The sequence below is a fragment of the Chroococcidiopsis sp. CCNUC1 genome (assembly GCF_023546805.1).
GTDB classification, from domain to species: Bacteria; Cyanobacteriota; Cyanobacteriia; order Cyanobacteriales; family Chroococcidiopsidaceae; genus Chroococcidiopsis; species Chroococcidiopsis thermalis.
Window position 1 is genome coordinate 301,777 of the sequence record NZ_CP097480.1, and the last position, 26,030, is coordinate 327,806.

25 protein-coding genes and 2 pseudogenes are annotated in these 26,030 nt (G+C 46.0%); 15 read left to right on the top strand and 12 right to left on the bottom strand.

Features of this window, described 5'->3' with window-relative positions; all coding sequences use genetic code 11:
• Positions 1–524 precede the first annotated feature (524 nt).
• The 8 genes and pseudogenes from M5J74_RS01425 (at position 525) to M5J74_RS01460 (ending at position 6,377) form a co-directional block, all read left to right on the top strand.
• Positions 525–1,696, top strand: a pseudogene (locus M5J74_RS01425) (Re/Si-specific NAD(P)(+) transhydrogenase subunit alpha).
• Positions 1,697–1,784: 88 nt separating this feature from the next.
• Positions 1,785–2,078 (top strand): NAD(P) transhydrogenase subunit alpha, encoded by a 294-nt coding sequence (locus M5J74_RS01430; RefSeq protein ID WP_015152370.1) that lies wholly within the window; start codon positions 1,785–1,787, stop codon positions 2,076–2,078.
• Positions 2,075–3,478: an NAD(P)(+) transhydrogenase (Re/Si-specific) subunit beta gene (locus tag M5J74_RS01435; RefSeq protein ID WP_015152371.1), complete on the top strand. Its 1,404-nt coding sequence runs from the start codon at positions 2,075–2,077 to the stop codon at positions 3,476–3,478. Before M5J74_RS01430 ends, M5J74_RS01435 begins: the two co-directional genes overlap by 4 nt.
• A 123-nt stretch (positions 3,479–3,601) precedes the next feature.
• The gene (locus tag M5J74_RS01440; protein ID WP_015152372.1) at positions 3,602–3,895 is read left to right on the top strand and encodes a ferredoxin; all 294 of its coding nucleotides are present in this window, start codon (positions 3,602–3,604) and stop codon (positions 3,893–3,895) included.
• 27 nt (positions 3,896–3,922) lie between these two features.
• Positions 3,923–4,171, top strand: coding sequence for a DUF6737 family protein (locus M5J74_RS01445; RefSeq protein ID WP_015152373.1), 249 nt, complete (start codon positions 3,923–3,925; stop codon positions 4,169–4,171).
• Positions 4,172–4,263: 92 nt separating this feature from the next.
• Positions 4,264–4,920, top strand: coding sequence for a serine/threonine protein kinase (locus tag M5J74_RS01450; protein ID WP_015152374.1), 657 nt, complete (start codon positions 4,264–4,266; stop codon positions 4,918–4,920).
• A 65-nt stretch (positions 4,921–4,985) separates the two neighbouring features.
• Positions 4,986–5,405: a hypothetical protein gene (locus tag M5J74_RS01455; protein WP_015152375.1), complete on the top strand. Its 420-nt coding sequence runs from the start codon at positions 4,986–4,988 to the stop codon at positions 5,403–5,405.
• Positions 5,406–5,507: 102 nt separating this feature from the next.
• Positions 5,508–6,377, top strand: coding sequence for an NAD(P)-dependent oxidoreductase (locus M5J74_RS01460; protein ID WP_250015047.1), 870 nt, complete (start codon positions 5,508–5,510; stop codon positions 6,375–6,377).
• Here M5J74_RS01460 and M5J74_RS01465 read toward each other — a convergent pair whose 3' ends face one another.
• Positions 6,378–6,548: a hypothetical protein gene (locus tag M5J74_RS01465; RefSeq protein ID WP_181245437.1), complete on the bottom strand. Its 171-nt coding sequence runs from the start codon at positions 6,546–6,548 to the stop codon at positions 6,378–6,380.
• Between M5J74_RS01465 and M5J74_RS01470 the strand changes: the two genes are divergently transcribed.
• Positions 6,547–6,864, top strand: a complete 318-nt coding sequence (locus M5J74_RS01470) for a DUF6152 family protein (RefSeq protein WP_199197539.1) — start codon at positions 6,547–6,549, stop codon at positions 6,862–6,864. The genes M5J74_RS01465 and M5J74_RS01470 overlap by 2 nt on opposite strands.
• Before the next feature lie 5 nt (positions 6,865–6,869).
• Positions 6,870–7,358: a hypothetical protein gene (locus M5J74_RS01475; protein WP_250015049.1), complete on the top strand. Its 489-nt coding sequence runs from the start codon at positions 6,870–6,872 to the stop codon at positions 7,356–7,358.
• Between the two features lie 47 nt (positions 7,359–7,405).
• On the opposite strand, the gene M5J74_RS01480 is transcribed toward M5J74_RS01475, so the two are convergent.
• Positions 7,406–9,430, bottom strand: coding sequence for a GAF domain-containing sensor histidine kinase (locus tag M5J74_RS01480; protein WP_250015051.1), 2,025 nt, complete (start codon positions 9,428–9,430; stop codon positions 7,406–7,408).
• A 638-nt stretch (positions 9,431–10,068) separates the two neighbouring features.
• On the opposite strand from M5J74_RS01480, the gene cobN reads away from it, so the two are divergent.
• The gene (gene cobN / locus M5J74_RS01490; protein WP_371933986.1) at positions 10,069–13,632 is read left to right on the top strand and encodes a cobaltochelatase subunit CobN; all 3,564 of its coding nucleotides are present in this window, start codon (positions 10,069–10,071) and stop codon (positions 13,630–13,632) included.
• Here cobN and M5J74_RS01495 read toward each other — a convergent pair.
• The 3 genes from M5J74_RS01495 to gyrA all read right to left on the bottom strand — a co-directional run bounded on the left by M5J74_RS01495 (position 13,629) and on the right by gyrA (position 18,173).
• Complete coding sequence (locus M5J74_RS01495; RefSeq protein WP_015152381.1) at positions 13,629–14,492, bottom strand: glycosyltransferase family 2 protein; 864 nt, start codon at positions 14,490–14,492, stop codon at positions 13,629–13,631. The two genes, cobN and M5J74_RS01495, sit on opposite strands and share 4 nt — an antisense overlap.
• Position 14,493: 1 nt before the next feature.
• The gene (locus M5J74_RS01500) at positions 14,494–15,567 is read right to left on the bottom strand and encodes an ABC transporter ATP-binding protein (protein WP_015152382.1); all 1,074 of its coding nucleotides are present in this window, start codon (positions 15,565–15,567) and stop codon (positions 14,494–14,496) included.
• A gap of 92 nt (positions 15,568–15,659) precedes the next feature.
• Positions 15,660–18,173 carry a DNA gyrase subunit A gene (gene gyrA / locus M5J74_RS01505; RefSeq protein WP_250015054.1) on the bottom strand — a complete coding sequence of 838 codons (2,514 nt, stop codon included), beginning with the start codon at positions 18,171–18,173 and terminating at the stop codon, positions 15,660–15,662.
• Positions 18,174–18,484: 311 nt separating this feature from the next.
• Between gyrA and M5J74_RS01510 the strand changes: the two genes are divergently transcribed.
• Entirely contained in the window at positions 18,485–18,883 is a 399-nt protein-coding gene (locus M5J74_RS01510) for a response regulator (protein ID WP_041462315.1), read from the top strand.
• Between the two features lie 216 nt (positions 18,884–19,099).
• On the opposite strand, the gene hemL is transcribed toward M5J74_RS01510, so the two are convergent.
• Positions 19,100–20,410, bottom strand: a complete 1,311-nt coding sequence (gene hemL / locus M5J74_RS01515) for a glutamate-1-semialdehyde 2,1-aminomutase (protein ID WP_106167454.1) — start codon at positions 20,408–20,410, stop codon at positions 19,100–19,102.
• A 104-nt stretch (positions 20,411–20,514) separates the two neighbouring features.
• Here hemL and M5J74_RS01520 point away from each other — a divergent pair, with 104 nt between their 5' ends.
• Positions 20,515–20,703, top strand: a complete 189-nt coding sequence (locus M5J74_RS01520; RefSeq protein ID WP_015152386.1) for a ChaB family protein — start codon at positions 20,515–20,517, stop codon at positions 20,701–20,703.
• Here the strand turns inward: M5J74_RS01520 and M5J74_RS01525 are convergent, their stop codons facing one another.
• Positions 20,704–20,856 (bottom strand): hypothetical protein, encoded by a 153-nt coding sequence (locus M5J74_RS01525; protein ID WP_158631846.1) that lies wholly within the window; start codon positions 20,854–20,856, stop codon positions 20,704–20,706. It lies immediately after the preceding gene.
• Between the two features lie 24 nt (positions 20,857–20,880).
• Between M5J74_RS01525 and hisIE the strand changes: the two are divergent.
• Positions 20,881–21,533, top strand: a pseudogene (gene hisIE / locus M5J74_RS01530) (bifunctional phosphoribosyl-AMP cyclohydrolase/phosphoribosyl-ATP diphosphatase HisIE).
• A gap of 107 nt (positions 21,534–21,640) precedes the next feature.
• On the opposite strand, the gene M5J74_RS01535 reads toward hisIE, so the two are convergent.
• The 4 genes from M5J74_RS01535 to M5J74_RS01550 form a co-directional block, all read right to left on the bottom strand.
• Entirely contained in the window at positions 21,641–22,366 is a 726-nt protein-coding gene (locus M5J74_RS01535) for a gamma-glutamyl-gamma-aminobutyrate hydrolase family protein (RefSeq protein WP_015152388.1), read from the bottom strand.
• Between the two features lie 333 nt (positions 22,367–22,699).
• The gene (locus M5J74_RS01540) at positions 22,700–22,942 is read right to left on the bottom strand and encodes a type II toxin-antitoxin system HicB family antitoxin (protein WP_015152390.1); all 243 of its coding nucleotides are present in this window, start codon (positions 22,940–22,942) and stop codon (positions 22,700–22,702) included.
• Between the two features lie 111 nt (positions 22,943–23,053).
• The gene (gene asnS / locus M5J74_RS01545) at positions 23,054–24,442 is read right to left on the bottom strand and encodes an asparagine--tRNA ligase (RefSeq protein ID WP_250015058.1); all 1,389 of its coding nucleotides are present in this window, start codon (positions 24,440–24,442) and stop codon (positions 23,054–23,056) included.
• A gap of 117 nt (positions 24,443–24,559) precedes the next feature.
• A complete protein-coding gene (locus M5J74_RS01550; protein ID WP_015152392.1) occupies positions 24,560–24,937 on the bottom strand; it encodes a hypothetical protein in 378 nt (125 codons plus the stop codon).
• A gap of 44 nt (positions 24,938–24,981) precedes the next feature.
• Here M5J74_RS01550 and M5J74_RS01555 point away from each other — a divergent pair, with 44 nt between their 5' ends.
• Positions 24,982–25,275 carry a DUF6439 family protein gene (locus M5J74_RS01555; RefSeq protein WP_015152393.1) on the top strand — a complete coding sequence of 98 codons (294 nt, stop codon included), beginning with the start codon at positions 24,982–24,984 and terminating at the stop codon, positions 25,273–25,275.
• 155 nt (positions 25,276–25,430) lie between these two features.
• Here M5J74_RS01555 and M5J74_RS01560 read toward each other — a convergent pair whose 3' ends face one another.
• Entirely contained in the window at positions 25,431–25,886 is a 456-nt protein-coding gene (locus tag M5J74_RS01560) for an anti-sigma regulatory factor (protein ID WP_106167451.1), read from the bottom strand.
• Between the last annotated feature and the right edge of the window lie 144 nt (positions 25,887–26,030).

Consider the following 26,030-nt stretch of genomic DNA (forward strand, 5'->3'; position numbering starts at 1 on the left):
CAATTGCTCGCTCAATTACGAATTACAAATTACAAATTACGAAATATAAACTTTTTGTTATAAAAATTGAGTTGTTGAGTCACACAATTGATAGTTGTCTACGCTACAGTCATCAAGATACCTTTTGAGCAAGTTTTATTTAATAGTTTTATCTTAGTTCTAGACAAAACCCGAACAAAACGCAGACTAAATCGGGTGCTATTACAATTGCTTGATATGTTAAGAAAAAAGATTACAGCAGGCTTGTCAGCAGAGGTAGTCATTCACTTTCATCTGGCAATTCCTAAAAGAAGTTAAAGAGGTAGATCTCAGCTTTGAAGCGCAACATAAGATCGAAAAAATGTGAGGATCGATCGCAAGATCTGCAATTTTTGCATTGTTATGATGCCAAAAATAGATTGCAATTGGTAAAAGAGGAGTAGGGAGATTAAGTATTACTCGATCGCGAGAAAACTGCTAACAAAGCGCAAAGATTTGCGATCGCGCGAGAGGAAGAATTTAGCTGTTGTGTTAACGGAGAAGTCATGAAAATAGCGGTGGCAAAAGAAATCGAAGTTGGAGAGCGTCGGGTCGCTCTAGTACCAGATGTCGTTGCCCGATTGGTAAAACAAGGTGTAGAGGTGTGGGTAGAAGCGGGAGCTGGCGATCGCGCTTTCTTCTCGGATGCAGCCTACGAAGCCGCAGGAGCCAAAATCGTTAGCGATCCGGGATATCTGTGGTGGGAAGCAGACGTGTTGCTGAAAGTAGGAGTCCCCAAGAACGCGAAGATGGACGCTCGGAAGTGGAAATGTTACGGGAAGGAGCTGTATTAATTAGTTTCCTCAATCCCTTGGGAGAACCTGCGATCGCCAAGCGGCTAGCAGAACGGCGAATTTCAGCCTTTAGCATGGAGATGATCCCCCGCACGACTAGAGCGCAGAGCATGGATGCTTTGTCTTCTCAAGCTTCGATCGCGGGTTACAAAGCAGTGCTAATTGGAGCGGCAGCTTTACCCAAGTACTTTCCCATGTTAACAACAGCGGCGGGGACAATCGCCCCAGCCAAAGTATTCATAATTGGTGCGGGAGTAGCAGGATTACAGGCGATCGCCACTGCAAGACGACTGGGAGCAGTTGTAGAAGCTTTTGATATTCGTCCGGCGGTGAAAGAAGAAGTCCAAAGCTTGGGAGCCAAGTTTGTTGAAGTGCAGTTAGAAGAAGAAACTGTAGCTGCTGGCGGCTATGCAAAGGAAGTTTCGGAAATAGCAAAACAGCGCACTCAACAAGCGATCGCGGAACACGTCAAGCTATCAGACGTAGTTATTACCACTGCACAAGTCCCTGGTAGAAAAGCACCGATCCTCGTGACAGAAGAAATGGTAGCGCAGATGAAGCCAGGTTCGGTAGTGGTCGATTTAGCCGCAGAACAAGGTGGTAACTGTGCTTGCACAGAGCCAGGAAAAGACGTACAGCGCAATGGTGTTACCATCATCGGCACGATCGATCTCCCCTCATCCGTACCCATCCACGCCAGCCAATTGTATGCCAAAAACCTGCTGTCACTGGTGCAGTTGATGATTAATAAAGAAGATAAAAGCCTTCAGCTCAACTTTGAAGACGACATCATCGAAGCAGCCTGTATTACCCACGCTGGAGAAATTCGCAATTCACGGGTAAAGGAAGCCTTGGCAACACTAGTGGGGATTGGTAATGGGTAAAACAAAAGTCAAAAGTTAAAAGTCAAAAGTCAAAAATAATTCCGACTCCCGACTCCCGACTCCCGACTACCAAAAGGAGGATTAATTCATGACAGAAGCTTTAATTGCCGCTTTATTTGTGTTTGTTTTGGCATCGTTTGCGGGATTTGAGGTGATTAATAAAGTCCCGCCGACACTGCACACGCCTTTGATGTCTGGTTCTAACGCAATTTCAGGGATTGCGGTGATCGGTGCTTTGCTGGTTTCTGGTCCTCAAGAATCAAATTTATCAGTGATTTTGGGCTTGATTGCCGTGATTTTAGCCACAATTAACGTTGTCGGTGGTTTTTTAGTCACCGATCGCATGTTGCAAATGTTTAAGAAAAAAGAGGTGAAAGCGTGAGCGATTTTCTGCCAACTGGGATTCAGCTAACTTATTTAGTTGCTGCCTCTTTATTTATTATTGGTTTGAAAAAACTGAGTTCGCCTGCAACAGCGCGTAACGGTAATCTGTTGGCGGCGATCGGGATGCTACTGGCGATCGTGGCAACGCTGCTCGATCGCCAGGTGTTGAACTATCAAATGATTGTAGTGGCTTTGGCGATCGGTTCGGCAATAGGTGCGATCGCGGCTTACAAAGTCCAAATGACTGAAATGCCTCAAATGGTAGGCTTGCTCAACGGTTTAGGTGGTGCTGCTTCTGCTTTAGTGGCAGTTGCCGAGTTTTGGCGATTGTTGGGAACTGCCGAACCAGTGCCGCTCGATGCCAATATCTCCATGCTGCTAGATGTCTTTATCGGTGGCATCACCTTCACGGGTAGTATGCTGGCTTTTGCCAAGCTACAAGGACTGATTAGTGGTTCCCCGATTACATTTCCCTTGCAGCAACCAATCAACGCTCTGCTGCTAATTAGTTACATCGTAGGTAGCGGCTTTTTGTTGGTCGATCCGACTAATTTACCCGTATTTTTGGGATTAGTCGCTGTTTCCCTGGTTCTAGGGGTGATGTTCGTCGTCCCCATCGGTGGAGGCGATATGCCTGTGGTGATTTCGCTGTTGAACTCCTTTTCTGGTTTAGCAGCAGGTGCGGCTGGTTTCGTAGTCATGAACAACGTGCTGATCATCTCTGGTGCATTGGTAGGCGCTTCGGGATTGATCCTGACGGAGATCATGTGTAAAGCGATGAACCGCTCCCTGATTAGCGTTTTATTCGGTGCTTTTGGTGGCGGTGGCTCGGCTAGTGGTGCTGGTGGTGCTGCCGCAGGCGATCGAGCTACCCGTTCTGTAGATGCTGAAGAAGCCGCAATGATGTTGGGTTATGCTCGTTCTGTAGTGATCGTTCCTGGTTATGGGATGGCAGTAGCTCAAGCACAGCACACCGTTCGGGAGCTTGCCGATCAACTAGACAGATTGGGTGTAGAAGTCAAATATGCCATTCATCCTGTAGCGGGACGGATGCCGGGACACATGAACGTGTTGTTGGCAGAAGCAAACGTGTCTTACACCCAGTTGTACGACATGGATGATATCAACCCCCAGTTCGATCAAACTGATGTGGCTTTGGTAATTGGTGCAAACGATGTTGTCAATCCTGCCGCACGGCACGATACCGCGAGTCCGATTTATGGAATGCCGATTTTAGAAGTAGACAGAGCAAAGCATACAATCGTGATTAAGCGAGGCATGAGTACGGGTTTTGCAGGGGTAGACAATGAGTTATTCTACAAAGACAAAACCATGATGTTTTTTGGTAGTGCTAAAGATGCCGTAGCGAAGTTAGTATCGGAAGTGAAGCATCTGTAGGAATTTGAAATTTTGGTTCTTGCGCAGCTGAAGGCAAATTTCATCATAATTGGTTTCATGTAGGGGCGCACACCTGTGCGCCCCTACATATTGCGCCCCTACGTGTTGTGTTTGGATAAATTCATGGGGAATGGAGCTAATTTTCGTCAGCGAGTTTTAGTCTGTCAAAACCGTACTTGTCGCAAGCAAGGTGCGCGTAAGGTGCTAGCAGCATTTCAAGCGCAGTTAGTTCCTGGGGTGGAAATCGAGAGTAGTAGTTGTTTGGGACAATGCGGTATGGGACCAATGGTATTAGTTTTGCCAGAAGAGGTTTGGTATTGCGGGGTACGTGCTGATGAAGTTTTGGCGATCGCCCAACGCCACCTTAGAGAGGGGAAACCCGTCACTGCTATGCTGTACAAGAAGTTTCATCATTAGCAGTTAATCCCATCAGAAGTTAATCCCATGCATCAACTCCCCGATCGCAAACCCGTCAGCGTTTGGAATTATAAGCCTTGGTGGTGTCAGCCTTGGTCAATTTTCCTTACAGGTGTAACGCTCATTAGCGGTAGTTGGTTGTTAGTTAAAACTTGGTGGCTGACGATTCTCGTTGCCATACCCGTACTCACCTGGATGACTTTTTTTCTCTTCATTTACCCCAGGGTAGTCATACAAAATGGTATTTTGGACGCACTGCCACCTAACGATGAATAGACTGCGATCGCGGTGGCAAGCGATCGAACAAGAACACTCGCACTGCACCAAGTTAGCATGGGAGCAATCTTGCCATCCCTGGCAAACTGTATATGGAACAAACGCATCTGGATTGGTTAATCGAGCTGAGCGAGCGGGAATTACTGCCTGGATTACAGATTGACAGCATCGAACCCCATAACCCTGTAGTCGTCAGTAAAGTTCCTTCTCCTTGGCAATTACTAGGAACGGGGAATTATGCCGCAGTATTCTATCACCCCAGCCAGCCAGATCGAGTCGTGAAGGTCTATGCACCCAATCGTCCGGGTTGGACGGAGGAAGTAGAAGTTTACCACCGTTTGGGTTCCCATCCTGCTTTTTCTGAATGTTTATATGCTGAGGAAGGCTGGTTAGTTCTGAAGCGGTTGTATGGCATGACTCTATACGACTGTATGCACCAGGGAATACCAATTCCAAAGCAAGTCATTAAAGACATCGACGCAGCTTTAGACTACGCCCGTAAGCGCAAACTGCATCCCCACGATGTCCACGGTCGGAATATTATGATGTGGGAAGGCAGGGGATTTGTAGTCGATGTTTCTGACTTCTTGCACGAAGAAGCTTGCTCGGCATGGCAAGATTTAAAGAAAGCTTACTACTGGCTGTATCTGCCGATTCTTTACCCACTACGGCTGCGAATGCCTTATTTTATTTTAAATATTGTCCGCAAGTCCTACCGTTTGTATCGTCGTTTTGTTTCTAATTGGTAATTGGTAGATGGTAATTGGTAGTTGGTAGTTGATGATTCAAGTACTTTAAATAACAGCTCTAAACTATGTCAAGTCCTCTCCGGCGCTTAAAATTTTTACCGTGGCGATCGCTATTCCTACTTTCTATCCTTGTAACGCTGATTGTTGTCGTTATAGATTTCTTTTTTATTGTCGGCTCTGACTTATCGCCAGCATTAGCACGGATCGTCGGCTTAATGTATGGTGGCAGTTTAGGTGTCATAGTACAATTTGCTGGCGTTGTCGGTGTTGGAGCATTAGCAGTTTACCTACTAGAAAAATTTTTCGCCAATATAACTGTTAACACTGGCGTGCTGTGGGCTTTGGTGTTGTGTTTGACTCTCTGCTTGTTAGTCAGGTCATTTCTACCCATTCCCGAAAGATTAGTCAGTATATACAACAACGAAATGCAGTTGATTGCTATTGTCATTGGAGTATTTTGGAAAGGTCGTCCTTATTGGCGATAGGACTTGAGGATTTGAGATTGTAGATTATGTAGAGACGTTACATGTAGAGACGTTACATGTAGAGACGTTACATGTAATATCCCTATATTGGGAGGGAAAGTAGTGAAGGTAGGATTTCTCGGGACTGGGTTGATGGGATTGCCGATGGCACAAAGGTTATTAGCTGCCAATATAGAGCTGGTTGCCTACAATCGTACCCCAGAAAAATTAGCTCCGCTCAAATCGGCTGGCGTGGCGATCGCAACTCGTCCAGATGAGGTGTTAGCTGCCTGCGAGTGTATTATTTTGATGTTGACCGATGCTAGTGCTATTCAGGATGTCTTGTTATCTCCAGCTACCCAGCAACACTTGGCGGGACGTACTATCATCCAAATGGGAACTATTACCCCCACCGATAGCAAAGAAATTCAACAAGAAGTAGTTGCTGCTGGAGGCGATTACCTCGAAGCACCCGTACTAGGAAGTATTCCCGAAGCAAAAGCCGGAAAATTGCTCGTGATGGTAGGAAGTTCGCCAGCACAGTTTCAGCAGTGGTTAAGTTTGCTACAAAACTTTGGTTCCGAACCATTGCATATCGGTGATGTCGGGAGTGCGGCGGCTGTGAAACTAGCACTCAATCAACTCATAGCCTCTCTCACGAGTGCCTTTGCCCTGAGTTTAAGTTTAATCGAGCGTCAGGGAATTGATGTGGAGATTTTCATGCAAATCCTTCGTCAAAGCGCCCTTTACGCACCCACATTTGATAAAAAATTACAGCGAATGCTCGATCGCAATTACGACAATCCCAATTTTCCCACCAAGCATTTACTCAAAGATACCAATTTATTTATTTCCGAAGCGCGATCTCAAGGACTTAACGTAAATCATTTAGAAGGAGTCCGGCAAATACTAGAAATTGCGATCGATCGAGGCTTAGCCGATACAGATTATTCTGCTTTATATGAGGCGATCGCGCCTTCAGATAATTCATAATTAGACTCCACTTGGAACTGACACATCCACGTCATATTTGTCAGTCATACTAGACCCTAATGCGATCGCAAAATTATCCGCTAGTACCTTACGCTTGTCGGAGGCTAGAGAAATGCTGAAAACGAAAATGATGCGGATGATAATTACGGCTTGTTGTGTAGCAATCTTCATGGCTACTTGGACAAGCACGGCAATAGCGCACCACGGATGGAGCGAATACGATAACAGTAAAACGCTCAATCTGTCAGGAAAAATTCAAGCAATAGGCTACGATAACCCACATGTTGTCTTACAACTGCAAACCAAAGAGCAGTTATGGGAAGCCGTCCTTGCACCACCCTCACGACTGCAAAACCGAGGACTACCACCAAAGCAATTGCAGGTTGGAGAAACGGTTAACGTCGTAGGCTATCCTCACCGTAGCGAGAAAAATGAGATGCGAGCAGAGCAGATTATAGTCGGCGACAAAACTATACCGCTGCGCTAAACAGTATGCTTGAGCATCAAAGCTGGTTGACTTGGCTCCAAGAGAGTGCCTTGTCTGCGGCAATGCAACAGTGGGCGTGGCTCTATCCAGCAGTCGAAATCGGGCATATTATCAGCTTTGCCATTCTAGTGGGAGCGATCGCCATGTTCGACCTGCGGTTGCTAGGCTTTTCTCGCCATTTGCTAGTGACTGACATGGCAGGGCATCTTTTACCCTGGACTTACATCGGTTTTGGCTCCGCCCTCTTGACAGGTTTCCTCTTATTTGCATCTGACGCGGAAGCGATCGCGGCTAATCCTGCCTTTCGTTTGAAACTAGGGGCGATCGCCCTTGCTGGTGTTAATGCAGCTATGTTTCACCTATACTACTCCAGGTCAATTCAGCGGTGGAATCGAGGTATTCGAGCGCCAGTTGGGGTGAGAGCGATCGCGATCTTCTCCCTCTTGCTCTGGGCTGTGGCGATCGTTTGCGGTCGCCTGATTGCTTATATTTGATTCGTCATTGGTCATTGGTCATTTGTTGACTGACAACTGGTCACTGATTACTGCTCCCTGTTATTAGGCAACCAAACAGTAAAAATAGAACCCTTACCTAAAGTCGATTCAACTTCAATCCGACCTTGGTGGAGTTCGACGAGTTGTTTGGTTAAGGCTAAACCCAGTCCCGTCCCATCGTAATGACGCTGGTAAGGAGAATCGAGTTGTTGGAATTTTTCAAAAATCAGAGGTAAATGTTCTTCAGCAATGCCAATTCCCGTATCTTCTACTTGAATTACGGCAAAGTCGTTTTCGCTCCAAATCCTTAAAATTGCCTCTCCTCCTTCGGGAGTAAATTTAATCGCGTTACTGAGTAGATTCCATAAGATTTGACTAACTCGTTGGGGATCGGCAAACAGCCGATAGTCGGGAGAGATTTTGAGATCGAGCATGATATTAACTGCTTGGCGCGTTGCTCGATCGCTCAGCGATCGCAAGCTAGCTTCCGCTAGTTGCGCTAAAGCAAATTCGCTTAAATTTAAAACTGCCTTGCCTGACTCGAACTGCGTCAGTTCTAAAATGTCGTTGATAAGTGCTAGAAGATGTTCGCCACTATCGTGAATTGTTTGTAGGAACTGACGTTGGCGCTGACTCATTTCTCCTGAGGGCCAACGTAGTAAGGTAGATGACATCCCGATGACACTAGTGAGGGGAGTGCGTAATTCATGGCTCATTGTAGCCAGAAATTCACTTTTAGCGCGGCTAGCTGCTTGAGCTGCAAGTAGAGCATCATGCAATGCTTGTGTCCGCTCGATCACTCTTTGTTCTAGGGTTTGTTTTTCCAGCTTCAACGATCGCATTAACTCTTCTTGATAGATCGCGATCGCTAGTTGTTCCGCTATTCGCCGCAGTAAATTTTTCTCATTTTCCTGCCAAGAGCGCGGTTCGTAGCATTGGTGTGCGATGAGTAAACCCCAAAGTTGTTGCTGAAATACAATTGGAGCGATTAGCTTGGCTCGTACCTGAATTTTCTGCAAAAAGGCAAGCAAGCAAGACGATAAAACATAAGCTTTGTCAACATCTGCGATCGCCAGCGTAAAACCTTGGCGATATTTCTCCCAACACCCAGAAGCGGGAACGAAGCAATTTTCTTCTCGATAATTGAGTACGGAATCAATTGACGCGCTAGCACGGGCTTCGTAGATGACACAGCCGTGAGTGGAGAATTCGGAATTCGGAATAACGCTTCGCTTCGCCTTCGGCTGACGGAATTCGGAATTGAAGATTCCCTGCTCCCTGATAACTGGTAACTGCTCCCCGATCGCTGATTCTTGTTGCTCGAATTGATAAACTACTAGGCGATCGACTTGCAAAAACTCTCGTACTCGTTCTACTACATTTGAGATGATGATCGGTAATTCCAAGCTTTGACGGATCTGAGTCGTCACTTGGTTGAGCAAACGCTCGTGGGCAATTTGTTGGTGCAAAGCCTCTTCTACAGGTTGGCAGACCGAAACAAAAGGGTAAATCGACTCTTGTGCGTCATTTTGGTGCGAGCTTGGGGCTAGCACGGATAGCAACATTAACGTAAATTTCCCTTGAAGGGTAGCGTTGTTGGGTTGAATGACTTGGCTGTATCGAGCTAGAGTAGCGCGGGCAAGAGAATTGTCTTCTAAGCAGCCGTTGAGGTGTTGCAAAAATTGGGCGATCGCTGCTGGCTCAAATGTTAATTTGACGTTGAGTAATTCGGAGTTTCGCTCTTGCAGTGTAACGTAAGCTTCTGTACCAAGTTCCGAATTGACTGAGTTTAAAATTATTGACTCTTTGAGTGTAAGTTCTTCTTGCTGTCTCCTATCTCCTGTCTCCTGTCTTCTTTCTGCTACTAGCAAAGCGCTAAATTGTTGTGACACGACTAATGTAAACAGATCTGTTGCTTCAGGTCGTGTCGGAATTGAAACCAGTGCTTCTTCTGTAACTATCAAAGCCTCATTTCCCAATTCTTGAGCCATCTGTTGAAGAAGTTGCCCTAATTGCTGAAAAATTGTCAGGGGCAAAAGTTGATGGAAGCTCAAGTCCTGAGAACTAGACATTTTCGCAGATTGAGATAGATAAGATTTGGATGATAGGCTAAGAAAGTTTTCCCATGCAGCTTAACCACTAGTCTAAGCCGAACAGAGAGTTATATGCATCGTATCAGTACCACCCCTGGAGATTGGAATCCTCAAATTGATGGTGTCGTTTTGTTTGCCCAAACTCCAGCTCCTTTGGTATTGCTTACTGCTACCGATACCGATATTCAAACTTTGGCAGCAGCAGCGACTAAATTACCGATGGGCTTTCCTACTTTTCGAGTTGCTAATTTGCTGCAATTACAGCAACAGATTGTTATAGATACTTATGCAGAAGACGTTTTAGAAAAAGCTCAAGTTATTATACTACGGCTTTTGGGGGGACGATCGTATTGGTCTTATGGTTTAGAAGTGGTGCGGGAAACAGCACGGCGGACTGGTGCAGCACTGATAGTTATCCCAGGAGATGACGCGATCGACCCCGATTTAATCGCACATTCGACTGTTCCGTTAGCAGTGGGAGATCGACTGTGGCGATACTTTCTAGAAGGTGGAGTAGAAAATGCCGTCAATGCGCTGCTATTCACTGCCGATTTCTGCCTTCATACTTCATACAATCCTCAACCTCCGCAGGTGGTTCCGCGTGTGGGGCTATATGGGTGGAAGGGAGTCGGAGACAAAATTCAAAATTCAAAATTCAAAATTCAAAATGGGGACAAGGGGACAAGGGGGACAAGGGAGCTAGTAGTGAGCAACCAATTACCAATTACCAATTACCAGCTACCAATTACCAACTACCAATTACCAACTACCAATTACCAAAAATTGGCATTCTGTTCTACCGCGCTCACTATTTAGCAGGTAACACGGGTGTAATTGACGATCTTTGTCAAGCATTAGTAGCTAGAAATCTATTACCAGTACCAGTTTTCGTTTCTTCGCTGCGCGATCCACAAGTGCAAGCAGATGTCCTATCTTACTTCCAGCCTAAAGATGAGGCAAAAATTCAAGTCTTATTAAATACAACGAGTTTTTCTCTGACACGTATTTTTCCGACTCCCGAACGCCAGTTCGCAAGAGCGGGGGAAAATGAGCAAGCGACTGGCTCCTCTCGACTCCCGACTGCCGCTAACTTGTGGCAACAACTAGATATACCAATACTGCAAGTTATTTTTAGTAGCAGTTCAATTTCAACCTGGGAGACAAGTTCTCAAGGGCTATCGCCACGGGATATCGGCATGAATGTGGCACTACCAGAAGTGGATGGGCGCATTATTAGCCGTGCTGTGTCGTTTAAAGCAGTACAGAGCTGGAATACAGCTCTAGAGACGAATGTAGTCGTTTACGAGTCGGTGCGCGATCGCCTTGAATTTGTTGCTGAACTAACTCAGCGTTGGGTGCAGCTGCGTTCTCGTCCGCCAGCAGCACGCAAAATCGCTCTCATTTTGGCAAACTACCCCAATCGTGACGGACGTTTGGCAAACGGAGTTGGATTAGATACTCCTGCTAGTTGTATAGAAATTCTCAAATCTTTACAACAAGCGGGATATCAAGTAGAAAATCTACCGCAAACTGGAGACGAACTGATCCAACGCCTGACATCTGGAGTCACAAACGATCCTGATAGTCAGTGGCGATCGCTTCCACAGCAATTGAGTTGGCAAGAGTATCAACAATATTTTGCCACCCTTCCCGAAGCAGCGCAGCAGGAGATTGTCAATCGGTGGGAGAAGAGAGCTGAGGGAGCTGAGGAAGCTGAGGGAGCTGAGGGAGTAACAACCAATTACCAACTACCAACTACCAATTGCCAATTACCAATTCCAGGCATTCAACTCGGTAACGTCTTCGTGGGGATTCAACCAGCACGGGGATACGATCGCGATCCGGCATTAAATTACCACGCGCCTGACTTAGAACCACCGCATACTTATTTGGCTTTTTATTATTGGCTGCGACAGCATTTTGGTGCTGATGCGATCGTACATGTAGGCAAGCACGGTAATTTGGAATGGCTCCCAGGTAAAAGTGTGGCGCTATCAAGTCAGTGTTATCCTGAAATTGCTTTGGGTGCTATGCCCCATTTCTACCCGTTTATCGTCAACGATCCTGGGGAAGGTTCGCAAGCAAAACGCCGCGCTCAAGCAGTGATTATCGACCATTTAACGCCTCCCATGACGCGGGCAGAACTCTACGGAGCGCTACACCAATTAGAAAGTTTAGTTGACGAGTATTACGAAGCTCAAAGTCTAGATCCGACTCGATTGCCAGCCATTAGCGATCGCATTTGGCAATTAATCGTTCAGGAAAATTTACACTTAGACTTGGGCATGAAGCGGGAGTCGGGGGGAAAGAGAGCTGAGGGAGCTGAGGGAGAAAAACAACCAACAACCAACAACCAACAACCATTAACCATTAACCAACTCGACGGTTATTTATGCGAACTCAAAGAAGCTCAAATTCGCGATGGTTTGCATATATTTGGACAATGCCCGCAAGGAGAACAATTACGAGATTTAATTGTAGCGATCGCCCGTCAACCTAATTCCTACCAACCAGGAATCACTCGCGCAATTGCTCAAGCCTGGGAATTAGATTTCGATCCCCTCACGACAGATTTCAGCACTCAACTTTCAGAGACAAGCGCTCGAATTTTATCAGCAAAAACTCAAACACCCTGTCATATAATCGGCGATGCGATCGAAGTGTTAGAACAGTATGCGGCTGAGTTGGTGGAAGTATTGATTGGGGAATCGGGAGTCGGGAGTCGGGAGTCGGAGAAAAGAGCTGCTCTTGAGCTGGGGAGGCTCTCGGGAGCTGAGGGAGAAAAAACCCAATTACCAATTACCCATTACCCATTACCCATTACCAATACCTTAAATTGGATTCGCGATCGCCTCTTACCCGCTTTAGCACAAACTCCACAGGAAATTACCAATTTATTACGTGGTTTAGATGGGCGATACGTTCCTAGTGGGGCATCGGGTGCGCCGACGAGAGGTCGTCCAGAAGTATTACCAACGGGAAAAAATTTTTACTCGGTGGATATCCGCGCCATTCCGACAGAAACAGCTTGGGACATCGGACGTAAAGCAGCTGAAGCTTTAATCGAACGCTACACGCAGGAAAACGGAGAATATCCCAAAACTCTTGGTTTGTCGATTTGGGGAACTTCTACTATGCGGACTGGGGGAGATGACATTGCTGAGGCGTTGGCTTTGCTGGGAGTGCGTCCGGTATGGGATGGGGTTTCTCGGCGGGTGGTAGATTTTGAAATTGTGCCTCTATCGGTGTTGGCGCGTCCGCGCGTGGATGTGACTTTAAGAATTTCTGGTTTTTTCCGCGATGCTTTTCCTAATTTAATCGATTTGTTTGATAGTGCCGTTATTGCCGTGTCGCAGTTGGACGAACCAGCAGAGCAAAATCCGCTTGCTGCCAAAGTGAAACACGAAACCCAGTTTTGGTACTCGGCAGGATTGACACCCGAACAGGCAAAAGAGCGATCGCTTTACCGTGTTTTTGGTTCTAAACCAGGGGCTTATGGAGCTGGGTTACAAGGATTAATTGAAGCGCAAAATTGGACGGGCGATCGCGATTTAGCTCATGCTTATATCAATTGGAGTTGCTACGCTTATTCCCGTAATTCAGAAGGACGAGCCGCCCCAGAAGCGTTCGAGCAACGTTTGGGTGAAATGCAAATTGTCTTGCACAACCAAGACAATCGCGAACACGATCTGCTCGATTCTGACGATTACTATCAATTTCAAGGTGGTTTAACTGTTGCCGTGCGCGCCGTTCGCGGTAAAAATCCTCAGACATATTTTGGTGACAATTCTATTCCGGCAAACCCTCGCATTCGTGATTTAAAAGAAGAAATTGCCAAGGTATATCGTTCCCGCGTCGTTAATCCAAAATGGATTGCGGGGGTGATGCGTCACGGTTATAAAGGGGCTTTTGAAATGGCAGCAACAGTAGATTATTTATTTGCCTACGATGCTACAGCTCATTGCGTTGAAGATTATATGTATCAAGGCATTGCCGAAGCTTATTTATTCGATCCAGCCGTCCAAGACTTCGTGCAGCAAAAAAATCCTTGGGCATTGCGAGATATGGCAGAAAGGTTAATTGAAGCCAAGCAGCGAGGATTGTGGCAAGTGACACCAGAGATTATAGATAAGTTACGAGCGATCGCCCATCAAGCAGAAGGAGCGATCGAAGAAAATTAAAAGCGTTGCACTAGCTGTTTTATCGTCTTTTTCATCGTCCGTAACGGATCGATCTGTATTGCCCAAATAACACTGGATAAGGCTTGGGATTTTTGCCCCATCCGATAGGACATTAGGGCGTGATCGTAGACAAAATTTGCAAACATCTGCGGATGAGCGCGAAAAATTGCCTGATGCTTGTCAATCAAACGTTGAAAACTTTCCTGACGCAATTTTGTATTGCGGGACACTCGCGCCCCTGGATGCTCGTAAAGTTGATATGTGACGATGGGTAAACCCAAGATCGAACAGACGGGATTCAGCCGCAAAAAAAGCTCGGTATGGACGCGGGAACGAAACGTTTCATCCCAGCCTCCTATCTGTAAAATGACATCCCGTTCCACCACTAAAGTTTGTTTGGTGTTGTAAGATTTGCCTGGTTCCAAAACTTCTAGAGCAAAATGACAGCCACGGGGACGACTGGGAGGCGGAAGGCGAGTTTCTAGAGTTTTCCCGCTATCATCAACCACGTCGATCCCAGAAATAACGCCGACAGGTGGAGGTAAAGTTGCTTTGGCGATCGCCTCTAAGGATACAACTGCCATTTCGGGTAAAAGACAGTCATCGTCATCTAAATAGGAAATCCAGCGCCCCTGCGCCGCTTCCGTACCCACGTTCCGCGCCCCCGCACCCCCACGAGGGGTAGATAGACGAATGATTCGCAAACGCGGATCTGCTGGTAAATCCACCGGTTGAGTCGAAGCATCGTCCACGACAATGACTTCAAGATCTGTCATGGTTTGCGATAAAGCACTTTGCACTGCACGCGGTAATAGTTGCGGGCGATCGCGTGTCGGTATGATAATACTGAGTTTTGGCATCTTAGTTTGTAGAAAAAATCAATGCTTCCATCCATTCCCAAGAGATAAAAACTCGTTCTCCCTCTTTGTAGGGGCTAGTTCCGCGTCGTCGCAGTTCCATGACATGAAAATTGAGTCCGATCGCCTGAACTAAATAACTCGTAGCATAACCGAGATATTGACTTTGAATAATTGTGGCTGCATGACCAATATTGGCGTGATTTAGGCAAATATTTTCTGGACGCACGACTAATCGTACTGCATTACCAGGAGAAATCGCTGCGGTCGTTCCTTCAACTACTGTTCCTTCAACTACTGCTGTCTCACCAATTTGCACTCTTCCCCGATTACCATCTACGCTTAACAACATGCCATCGAGAAAATTTGCCCGTCCGATAAATTCAGCTACATATAAATCGGCAGGCTGTTCGTAGACTTCTAAAGGCGTGCCGACTTGTAATAGCTTGCCAGATTTCAAAATTGCTATGCGATCGCTCAAAGCTAGGGCTTCTTCTTGGTCGTGGGTGATATAAATAAAACTAATTCCTGTCTGACGTTGGAGTTGTTTCAATTCCTGCCGCAGTTCCATCCGAATTTTGGCATCCAAAGCTGAAAGCGGTTCGTCTAAAAGTAATACGTCAGGGCGATCGACAATTGCCCGTGCTAAAGCTACCCGTTGTTTTTGTCCGCCGGAAAGTTGAGCAGGTAGCCTCTGCGCCATTTCTGCGAGTTGGACGAGTTTCAAAGCTTCCGTAACTCGTTGGCTAATTTCTGCCACAGGCGATCGCTTTGCCTGCAAAGCATAACCCACATTCTCAAATACCGATAGGTGGGGAAACAAGGCGTAGTCCTGAAACACCGTATGGACGTTACGTTTATAGGCAGGCAGACGACTCACATCTTTGCCCCCAATGTAAATACAGCCAGTATCGGGGGTTTCAAAACCGCCAATCAGCCGCAATAAAGTTGTTTTTCCCGAACCAGAAGCCCCCAGCAGCGTGAAAAATTCTCCTTGCTGCACGTCGAGACTGACAGACTGCACGGCTTGGACTTTGCCGTAAATCTTACTGACGTTTTCTAAAGCAACTTGGATCACGATTCAGTAAGTCAAAAGTGAAAAGTCAAAAGTCAAAATTGTAAAACTCACTGGATTTGAACATGGGAGTTGGGATTTGTGTTTCAAAAATATTACTCTATCAATGAGTTGGTAGCTGGAATGGCAATAACAGAGACAATTCTTTCGTTGTCCTTAATATCGCGGAGGCGATCGCCCGTACCTTCTTTGCCCCACTTGCCTATTTTATCTACAGGTAGGCGCACGATCCGTTGATTGCTGGTAAGCAAAGCGACCTCACTTACTGTTGCCGATACAATTCCTGCCAGCCGATCCGATTTGCTGCTAAAAGCTAAAGCTTGAGTTGGAATATCGCCGCGATTGCCTTGACGCAATACATGGGCGGGTATTCGCTTCGCATATCCTTCTTGGGTGACGAGCAACAAATTAGTTTTGAGATCGTCTATTGCCACTCCGCCAACCATTTCTTCTTGTTTTCGCAGCCGCAAGCCTTGCATTCCCATTGCCGTGCGTCCTAGAATTGGCAATTGCTCGTCATCTATACCAAACCTTAACAGCCTACCTCCCGCTGAAGCGAGGATCAAAAATTGTCCTGGTTCGATCGGTTGCACGCCTAACAAGCGGTCTTCATCCTTGAACTTCACCACTGTCAAACCGCGATTGGTCAGATTTTGTAACTCCGATGCAGCTAAGCGCTTCACTCGTCCTAATTGAGTCATGAACAGCGCTTGGATGTTTTCTGTTTCTGCGGGTAATAGCAGTTGAGTCACAATACTTTCCGTACCGTTAGCAGCCGATCCTGGCAGCAAACCAATCAATGGCGTACCCCGTAGCGATCGCCCGCTACTAGGAGGAATATCGCCCACCTGCAACGGGTAAACCTTTCCACCACTGGTAAACACGACTAAATTCTCATCTGTCTTAGCGGTTGTGGTTTGAATCACAAAGTCATTTTCCATCAAACCGTTGTCTGACTTCGGCTTCCTTCCTGGCTTATTACCATTAACAGCTAACCTTCTGACATACCCTTTTTGGGTAAACTCTAAAGCAACTTCTTCCGAATTCCGAATTCCGAATTCCGAATTCGGAATTGATGAGCTTTTCTTGCTCTGTTCTTCTGCTTCTTGAGTGCCAATGCGAGTCCGGCGAGAGTCGGCAAATTTACGTCTGAGCGATCGCAAATCTTTTTTCAATGCTTTTAATAACTCGTGGCGATCGCTTAACAACCGTCGCAAAGTTTGAATCTGTTCGCTGAGAGATTCAAATTCAGTTTGCAGGTTCTTTCGTTCCAAACCCGTCAGGCGACGCATGGGCATTGCTAAGATTGCATCGGCTTGGGCTTCGCTCAATTGCAACTCATTTTGCAGGGTGATTTTAGCCGTACTACCATCGCTTGCCTGCCGCAAAATTGTAATAACTTCATCCAAATGGGATAAAGCTGTCAGCAACCCTTCTACCAAATGCGCGCGACTTTCGGCGCGATTTAAGTCGTGAGTGTAGCGCCGAATCAGAGTTTGTTCGCGGAAATTTAAAAATTCCTGTAATAGCTGTCTTAAGGAAAGTTGACGCGGTTGTTGATCTACTAAAGCGAGGAAAATTGCCCCAAAATTTGTTTGCAGGGAAGTGTGATGGTACAACTGGCGCAAAACAACCTGCGGATCGGCATCTCGTTTGAGTTCTATCACTACCCGCATCCCTTGGCGATCGCTTTCATCTCGCAAGTCGCCAATGCCCTCAATCCTACCCTGATTAACTAATTCCGCGACTTTTTCGATCCAACCTGCTTTATTAACTTGATAGGGTAATTCTGTCACGACGATTGCTGTCGTGCGGCGCGATCGCTTGACCCCAGTTTGAATTTCTTCAATTTGAGCAATCCCTCTGATGGTAATACTACCTCGTCCAGTGGTGTAAGCTTCGCGAATTCCCGTACTGCCAATAATTTCGCCCCCAGTGGGAAAGTCGGGTCCAGGGATTAACTCAAATAGCTTGTCGTCTGATAATTCTGGTTGGTCGATCAGCGTAACTAAACCATCGATGATTTCTCCCAAATTATGGGGAGGAATATTTGTCGCCATCCCCACAGCAATTCCTGACGCACCGTTGAGCAATAAAAACGGTAGTTGAGCTGGTAATACGACTGGTTCTTGTTGGGAATTGTCGAAATTGCCGATAAAATCAACTGTTTCTTCGCCAATTTCAGTCAGCATCGCCTCATTCCCAACTGGTGCGAGGCGAGTCTCGGTGTAACGCATTGCTGCTGGTGGGTCGTTATCTACCGAACCGAAGTTACCGTGTCCCGCCAGCAAGGGATAGCGGCTGGAAAAGTCTTGTACGAGACGGACTAAAGCATCGTATACCGCTTGGTCGCCGTGGGGATGGTACTTACCGAGTACGTCACCTACTACCCTGGCGCATTTACGATAAGGGCGATCGGGAGTTAATCCCAGTTCGTGCATGGCATATAAAATTCGTCTGTGAACTGGTTTTAAGCCATCACGTACGTCTGGTAATGCCCGCCCTACAATTACGCTCATGGCATATTCCAGATAAGACCGTTGCATTTCTGTATGCAGGGCTGTGGGAATCACCTGTCCCGCTGGGAGAAGGTTTAATTGTTTTGCCATGAGTGATGTTTCCTACTTGATAACGACAAACGCCAAAAATTTAATAGTATCTTTACAAAGCTTACCCTCAGCATCCTAATTTATTTGCTTACAAAAAGATACTAATAGTAGCCGATGAGTAATTCCCAGTATTATTCTGGATTAGCGACGATCGCGCTTAGATTTCAATCTACCCACTCCTGTTTTTTCGCTTTAAGTATGCAATTCTACTAAAGGAAAATTTTATTCGTACCTTAACAACAGCCAGAGAATGCTGTCATAGCTTACGTCCGCTGTCAATTTAATATGCAATCTCCTGTAACAAAGTTATGATGAAAACCGTTTTGATTGTAGAGGATGACCCTATAAATGCTCGCGTTTTTGCCAAAATTTTGACAAAACGTGGTGGCTTAGAGACAAAGCATACGGAAAATGTAGAAGAGGTCATGGAGATTGCGACATCTGGACAAGTCGATATTATTTTGATGGATGTTTCTCTTTCGCGCAGCGTTTATCAGGGTAAAGCCGTGGATGGGATCAAGATTACCCAAATGCTAAAGTCAAATCCGCAAACTGCTAAGTTACCAATTATCCTCGTCACAGCCCACGTTATGGAAGGCGATCGCGAAAACTTTCTGCGCCAAAGCGGTGCAGACGGTTACATTTCAAAACCAGTCGTGGATCACCAGCAGTTTGTCGAACAAATTTGGGCGATGTTGCCGAAAGAATAGGGAGTAGGGAGCAGGGAGCAGGGAGTGAGTTGCAGTCCTTGAACTCTCTGTTTTTTATCTTAATACAGATGTACTAATTCAGGATGTGAAAACAAACCGCGAAGGCGCTGGGCGATCGCGGTGGTGAAGAAAGGAAAAGGTGTGCTTTCGTTACAACAGGTTAACTTGTGAAAGCGAGTGGCTACTACTCAGGAGTCACTAATCACTGGTCACTGGTCACTGGTAACTGGTCACTGACATTAGCACTTCTCTAGCAGCGGCTAAAGTCTGCTCTACATCCGCATCGGTGTGAGCTAAAGAGGTAAAGCCAGCTTCAAATTGAGAAGGCGCGAGATAGATTCCTCGCTCTAACATCCCGCGATAGAAACGGCTGAATTTGATTAAATCTGCCTTTTTAGCGTCTTCGTAATTATGTACTGGTCCTTCGGTAAAGAAGAAACCAAACATCCCGCTAATTTGCCCGCCACAAGCGGCGTGTCCTGTTTCTTTGGCAACTTGCAGCATTCCATCAGCTAACTTTTTCGTGATGCGATCGAGCGCTTCGTATGTCCCAGGCTTTTGCAGCAATTCCAAAGTTTTAATCCCTGCTGTCATTGCTAGGGGATTACCAGAAAGCGTTCCAGCTTGATAGACAGGACCTGCTGGGGCAATCATAGACATGATATCTTTGCGTCCGCCGTAAGCGCCTACAGGCAAACCGCCACCGATAATTTTACCCAACGTAGTTAAGTCAGGGGTGATGCCAAATCTCTCTTGAGCGCCACCGTAGGCAATCCGAAAGCCTGTCATGACTTCATCAAACACGAGCAACGCACCGCGATCGCGGGTAATTTCTCGCAATCCTTCCAAAAAGCCGGCATCGGGAGAAATAAAGCCAGCATTACCGACAACTGGCTCTAAAATGACACCAGCAATTTCATCGGGATTTTCTTCAAATAATGCTTTGACCGTTTCTAGATCGTTGTAAGGCGCAGTCAGAGTATTGCTGGTAGCAGACTTAGGTACACCTGGAGAATCTGGTAAACCGAGGGTAGCAACCCCAGAACCAGCTTTCACCAGAAACATATCGGCATGACCGTGATAGCAGCCTTCAAACTTGATAATCTTATCTCGTCCTGTAAAAGCCCGCATCAAGCGCAGGACTGCCATACAAGCTTCCGTACCAGAGTTGACGAAGCGTACCATTTCAATGCTAGGGACGGCATCAATCACCATCTCCGCTAGCACGTTTTCCAAAACAGAAGGCGCACCGAAGCTCGTACCTTTTTCTAAGGCGGCGTGTAAAGCAGCGATCACCTCTGGATGAGCGTGTCCGCAAATGGCGGGACCCCAAGTCCCGACATAATCGATGTATTTATTGCCATCGACATCCCAAATATATGCCCCCTCAACGCGATCGAATACGATCGGCTGTCCGCCTACAGATTTAAAAGCTCGGACTGGAGAACTAACGCCCCCGGGCATGAGTTTCTGAGCAGCGGCAAAAATCTCTTCTGATTTGGTGGTTTTAATGCTGGTATTAACCAAGGTTCTCTCCTAAGTTGAATATTAAAACTCTGTCTTTTGGGGTTTGTGGGTTCAATTCAAAACACCTAAGGTAATAAATTACACGATAAAAAAAGAATAAAATTATGTTATACCGAACCAATCAAGATTTACCTGCGGAAATCCGCGATCGCTTACCTGAAGCAGCACAAGATTTGTATCGAGCTGCTTATAATTCAACCATTCAATGGTATGGAGAAACAGCACAAGCTCATAAAGCAGCTCTAACTGCCGTAAAGATCTATTCTGCCAGAAATTTAGTCACAAGTGTTTAATCATTCAGTGGTGAGTGGTGCGTGGTGGGTGAAACACTCTAACTCCCAACTCTTCCAGCCAGCGATCGCTGCTGGCTGAGAACTGACAATCAATAACTGACAATCAACAACTGATAATAGATCGGCAGTGGTATCTTGAATTGAGTATGCCACTGTCGATCGTGTCAGGGTTCTTATATGTCCTCCAATCCAGAATTAAATTCTTTTGCTCAAGCTATTCCGCTGGACAAAATTCGCTATGACGAACGCGGATTAGTACCAGCCATCGTCCAGGACTATTTAGACGGTACGGTGTTGATGTTGGCGTGGATGAATCGCGAGTCGTTGCAAAAAACTTTGGAGACTGGCGAGACTTGGTTTTGGAGTCGTTCCCGTACAGAACTATGGCATAAAGGAGCGACATCAGGACACATCCAAAAAGTGCGATCGCTCCGTTACGATTGCGATAGCGATGCAATTCTCATCAGTGCCGAACAAATAGGTGATATTGCTTGCCATACAGGGGAACGGAGTTGTTTTCACCGCGAAGATGGACAGATTGTTCCACCACCAGCAGACACTCTGTCTCAATTATTTGCCATCATTAGCGATCGCCGCGATCGTCCTCAAGAAGGTTCTTACACTTGCAAGCTCTTAGCAGGGGGAGACAATAAAATTTTAAAGAAAATTGGCGAGGAGTCGGCTGAGGTGGTGATGGCATTTAAAGACGACGAACCAGATGCGATCGCGGGGAAGTAGCAGATTTGCTATACCATACTTTAGTCGCCCTAGCACATCACCACGTTGATTTGAAAGACGTTTACCGCAAACTCCAACAGCGCCGCCGCTAATCAGTTACCAGTTACCAGTTACCAGTGAAGTTCAATTTACGACTTTCCAATTACCAATTACCAATTACCAATTACCATTTACCAACACCCCACACCCTATTCGTTGATTAAGCAGTTTTCCACATTCCCATTCTCGTTCTTGCCGCAGTGACAAAAGCGTGAAAGATCCGATATTGGGATGAATCTTGAATAGACATTTCAGGATGCCATTGTAGCGCGATCGCCCAAGGATGATTTCCGTGTTCTAAAGCTTCGATGACTCCATCCGGTGCTTTTGCCGCAATCCGCCACTCAGAGGGAATAGTACCAACTGCTTGATGATGCCAAGAAACGACAGGTACTTCTAACGTACCGACAATTTGGGCTAAGTGAGTATCTGGAGCAATTTTTACAGTATGCTCAGTTGAAAGCGCTTGGTCAGCTCGATGGGCTATAACTTCGCCAAACTCATCGGGTAAGTGAGGAATCAGGCTGCCACCAGTAGCTACCACTAGTATTTCTAAGCCGCGACAAATACCCAAAATTGGTATTTCAGTAGCCAAAGCCAATTGCGCTAGAGAAATTTCCGAGCGATCGCGTTCTGGGTCGATATTGTAAATCGTAGGATGACACACCCCATTATACATGTCGGGATCGATATCACCTCCACCAGAGAAAACTAAACCATCTAACTGAGCAAACATAGCAGCGAGGTTAGGTTCTCCCGCTGGAATTAGTATCGGTACACCTCCTGCCGAGCGTATTGCTTCCACATAAAATTTAGATAGAGAGAAATTGCCTGTAAGCATCTGTCCCGATGTGGTGATGCCAATCAGAGGCGGTTGAAACTTCATCTTACGTTTTAGTTTAAGTACGATCGCAGCATTTTGCTATTCTGCCATCCCTTTTGCTATTTTGCCCGATCGCAGCGAGTAGGTTGGTAACGCTGCCTACTTCTACTGCTAACTTTAAATACTTTCCCATTCGTCGCGACTAATACCTGCTTCAGCTAAAATCTGAGCCAGCAACCCTTTACTAATGTCACCTCTATGAGGGTTAGGTATTCGTAGGCGCAGGGTTCCTTATTATCATGAATTGGTGTTTTTTGCCTGAATAAGATCCATCAAAACCTAAAGCACGCAAGCAGGTAATTAAGTCTTTGCGGCTAATTGGTCCAAAAAGAGGCATCAAGCAGCTTCCTTTTTAAAAGAAAGATCGATATCATCTAGCACGGGAAGCTGATGTCCAAGCTGTAACCCCAAAAGAATCCAGCCTTCTAAAACCTCTTGTAGCTCGTCTCGGCAAGCTTCTAGAGTTTCTGCATTTGCCCACACACCTTGACAATCAGGAATTCTACCGTAAAAAGTTCCATCTTCTAGCAACTCATATGTTGCTTGATGCATTGCAGTTTCAATATATTTTATCAGCATCTGTCTTACTCAAACAATGTATCTAAATCTCAGTAGCCACTAACCACTTGCTCAACCTCAATCATGTTTATAGACAGCTTAGCTGTAGGGTGGGCAATGCCCACCACAAAATTAAAACTCGGCACTCAATGGCGCACGCGGGAAGGGAATGACATCGCGAATATTGCCCATACCCGTCATAAATTGGACTAACCTTTCAAACCCCAAACCAAAACCAGCATGAGGCACAGTACCATAACGGCGCAAGTCTAAATACCACCACAAATCGTCAGGATTGATATCTTGAGATTGCATCCGTTTTTCTAAAACTTCTAACCGTTCTTCCCGTTGAGAGCCACCAATAATTTCGCCAATCTTAGGCGCGAGAACATCCATAGCACGAACGGTTTTATCGTCATCGTTTACCCGCATATAAAAGGCTTTAATCTGCTTCGGATAATCGGTAACGATAACTGGCTTTTTAAATAACTCTTCTGCTAAGTAACGTTCGTGTTCCGATTGTAAATCCAATCCCCACTCAACCGGATATTCAAAGGTTTTTGAAGCTTTTTCTAACTGCGCGATCGCCTCTGTATAAGTAATTCGTTCAAATTGGTTGTTGATAATATTATCAGCCGTTGCCAACACAGAATCATCAATTCGCTGATTGAAAAATTCCATATCTTCTGGACAAGTTTCCAAAACATATTTGAAAATATGCTTTAAAAACGCTTCTGCTAAATCCATATTTCCCACTAAATCGCAAAAAGCCATTTCTGGCTCCACCATCCAAAATTCTGCTAAATGTCGAGATGTATTAGAATTTTCTGCCCGAAATGTAGGACCAAATGTGTAGACGTTGCTAAACGCCATCGCCATGACTTCAGCTTCTAATTGTCCGCTGACAGTTAAAAAAGCTTGTCCGCCAAAAAAATCTTGGCTGTAATCGATTTTGCCGTTTTCAGTCTGCGGAATCTTTTTCAGATCCAAACTCGTAACTGTAAATAGTTCCCCCGCGCCTTCGCAATCGTTACGGGTAATCACAGGGGTGTGAACCCACAAGAAACTCCGTTCTTGAAAGAACTGATGGATTGCCGTCGCACAGGCGTTACGGACGCGAAAAACTGCCCCTAACGAATTGGTACGCGATCGCAAATGTCCGATTGTCCGCAAAAATTCAAATGAGTGGCGTTTTTTCTGCAATGGGTATGTTTCGGGATCGGCATCACCGAACACTTTTACGGTTTCGGCTTGCAATTCAATTCTTTGCCCTTTACCTTGCGAAGGCACTAGCACCCCGCTAATTTCCACCGAAGCGCCTGTATTAATCTGCTTCAGAGTTGCTTCGTAGTCTGGCATTTCCGCCTTCAGTACCGCTTGCAAACTTGCCAGGGACGATCCATCGTTCACTTCTACAAACGCAAACCCTTTTAAATCGCGTTTGGTGCGTACCCAACCCTGAACTGTCACAGACTCATCTGATTGTCCGTTGCGTAAAATTTCAATAATGCGTCGCTTCATAAAAGGGAGTAGGGAGTAGGGAGTAGGGAGTAGGGAGTAGGGAGTAGTGGGTAGTCAATCGTTTTAACCGTTCATTTTTGACTTTTGACTTGCCGATTACCCATTACCAATTACCCATTACCCAGTACATGACTTTAATATCCAGCCTACAATAACTCCTAAGCCACCGAAGCGGACAGCTTGCCAGAAAGGGGCTTTCAGGCTTCCCCAAGAAAATAATTGGCTTTCGAGGTTGACTTCTATAGTTTCTAGTTGTGCTTGAATTTGCTTTAGTTCTGCCTTTAACTGTACTTTTGAGTGTGGCGATCGCGATCGCTCGATGTCTCGCTTAACCTGTTTTAATTGCTGCTGGAGTTCTGCTTGCTGCTGTTTGTCTTGTTTTACTTGAGCGTAGCGTTGTTTCAGGGCAACAAGCGATCGCTCAACTTCGGCGATCGAGTTTTCCAACTCATCCTCTGATGGTGCAGGTGATTCTGATGGCTGTGGCGGTTGCATCGATATTTGTTAGATTAGCGATCGAAACTAATATGCCCACCAGTATGCTTCAACCTACCAAGTTGGATCGAAAATCATCGTTAAGCGAATTTAGCACGCAGGAACTAGCCCAAGCTTTGCTGGAAAGGTTGTCAATTTCCCCTGATGAGTGGCACAAGCTTAAGTCTAATCGTAAAGCTAGAGCCAACGAACAAGCAGCGGCGGCGATCGTCTTTTTACTTAAAGACCAACCAGAAGAAGCATTACCAAGGTTACAACAGGCAGTTGGCTGGTTAGATCGCTCGATCTCTGCTCCACCTTGCCCTACTCATCAAAAAGGGGTGAGGAGTGAGGAGTAAGGGAGAAAGAACCAGGAGACAGGGTAGACAAGGGGGACAAAGGAGCTTCTTCAGGTGCAGGGGAGCAGAGGAGAAATTTCTGAGGTTTTCCGACTTCCAAATTTTGAATTTTGAATTTTGAATTCCCCTCGCTCCTCGCTCCTCACTCCTTGCCCCTAATTAAGCAGAGGTAAACGGAAGCGGCTACCCATTTGCTTACCAAGTCTGAGTTCTGTTCCGGCTGCATTCCAAATTACGCGATCGAATATTTTGTATAAAATACAAGTACCGCGACCGTTTTCCGATTCTGTTGAAGGCAAATACGCTTCAGGATCGAGAGTGTCGCACTCACAGCAAGGACGCTCAAAACCGCAACCTTGATCGGAAATAATCCACCAGTAATGGTCGTCCGTGTAAGAAAATCGGACGATGACAACCTTACCGGGATCTAGCTTGTTCCCGTGTTTAGCTGCATTAACTAGTGCTTCCTGCAAACCCAGGCGTAGTTCTGCTTGCAACCGACACGGTACTTCTGCTAAGAGTAAATCGAGGATAGAACACAAATAGAGCGTAGAGGCAAAGCTAATCGTACTCCAGTTACGCCCAACTGGACGCGATGAGATAGTAATCACTACAAAAAACTCCGTAGCTTCCGGCTATTAATGACACGAACTTGCTGAGCGACAAACATAACGAATTAACAAACGCTAGGTACGATTTACTTCGTTTGTGTGCAGTCAAAGCAAACGTTGCTGACGTGCAATAGCTGAAAGAAC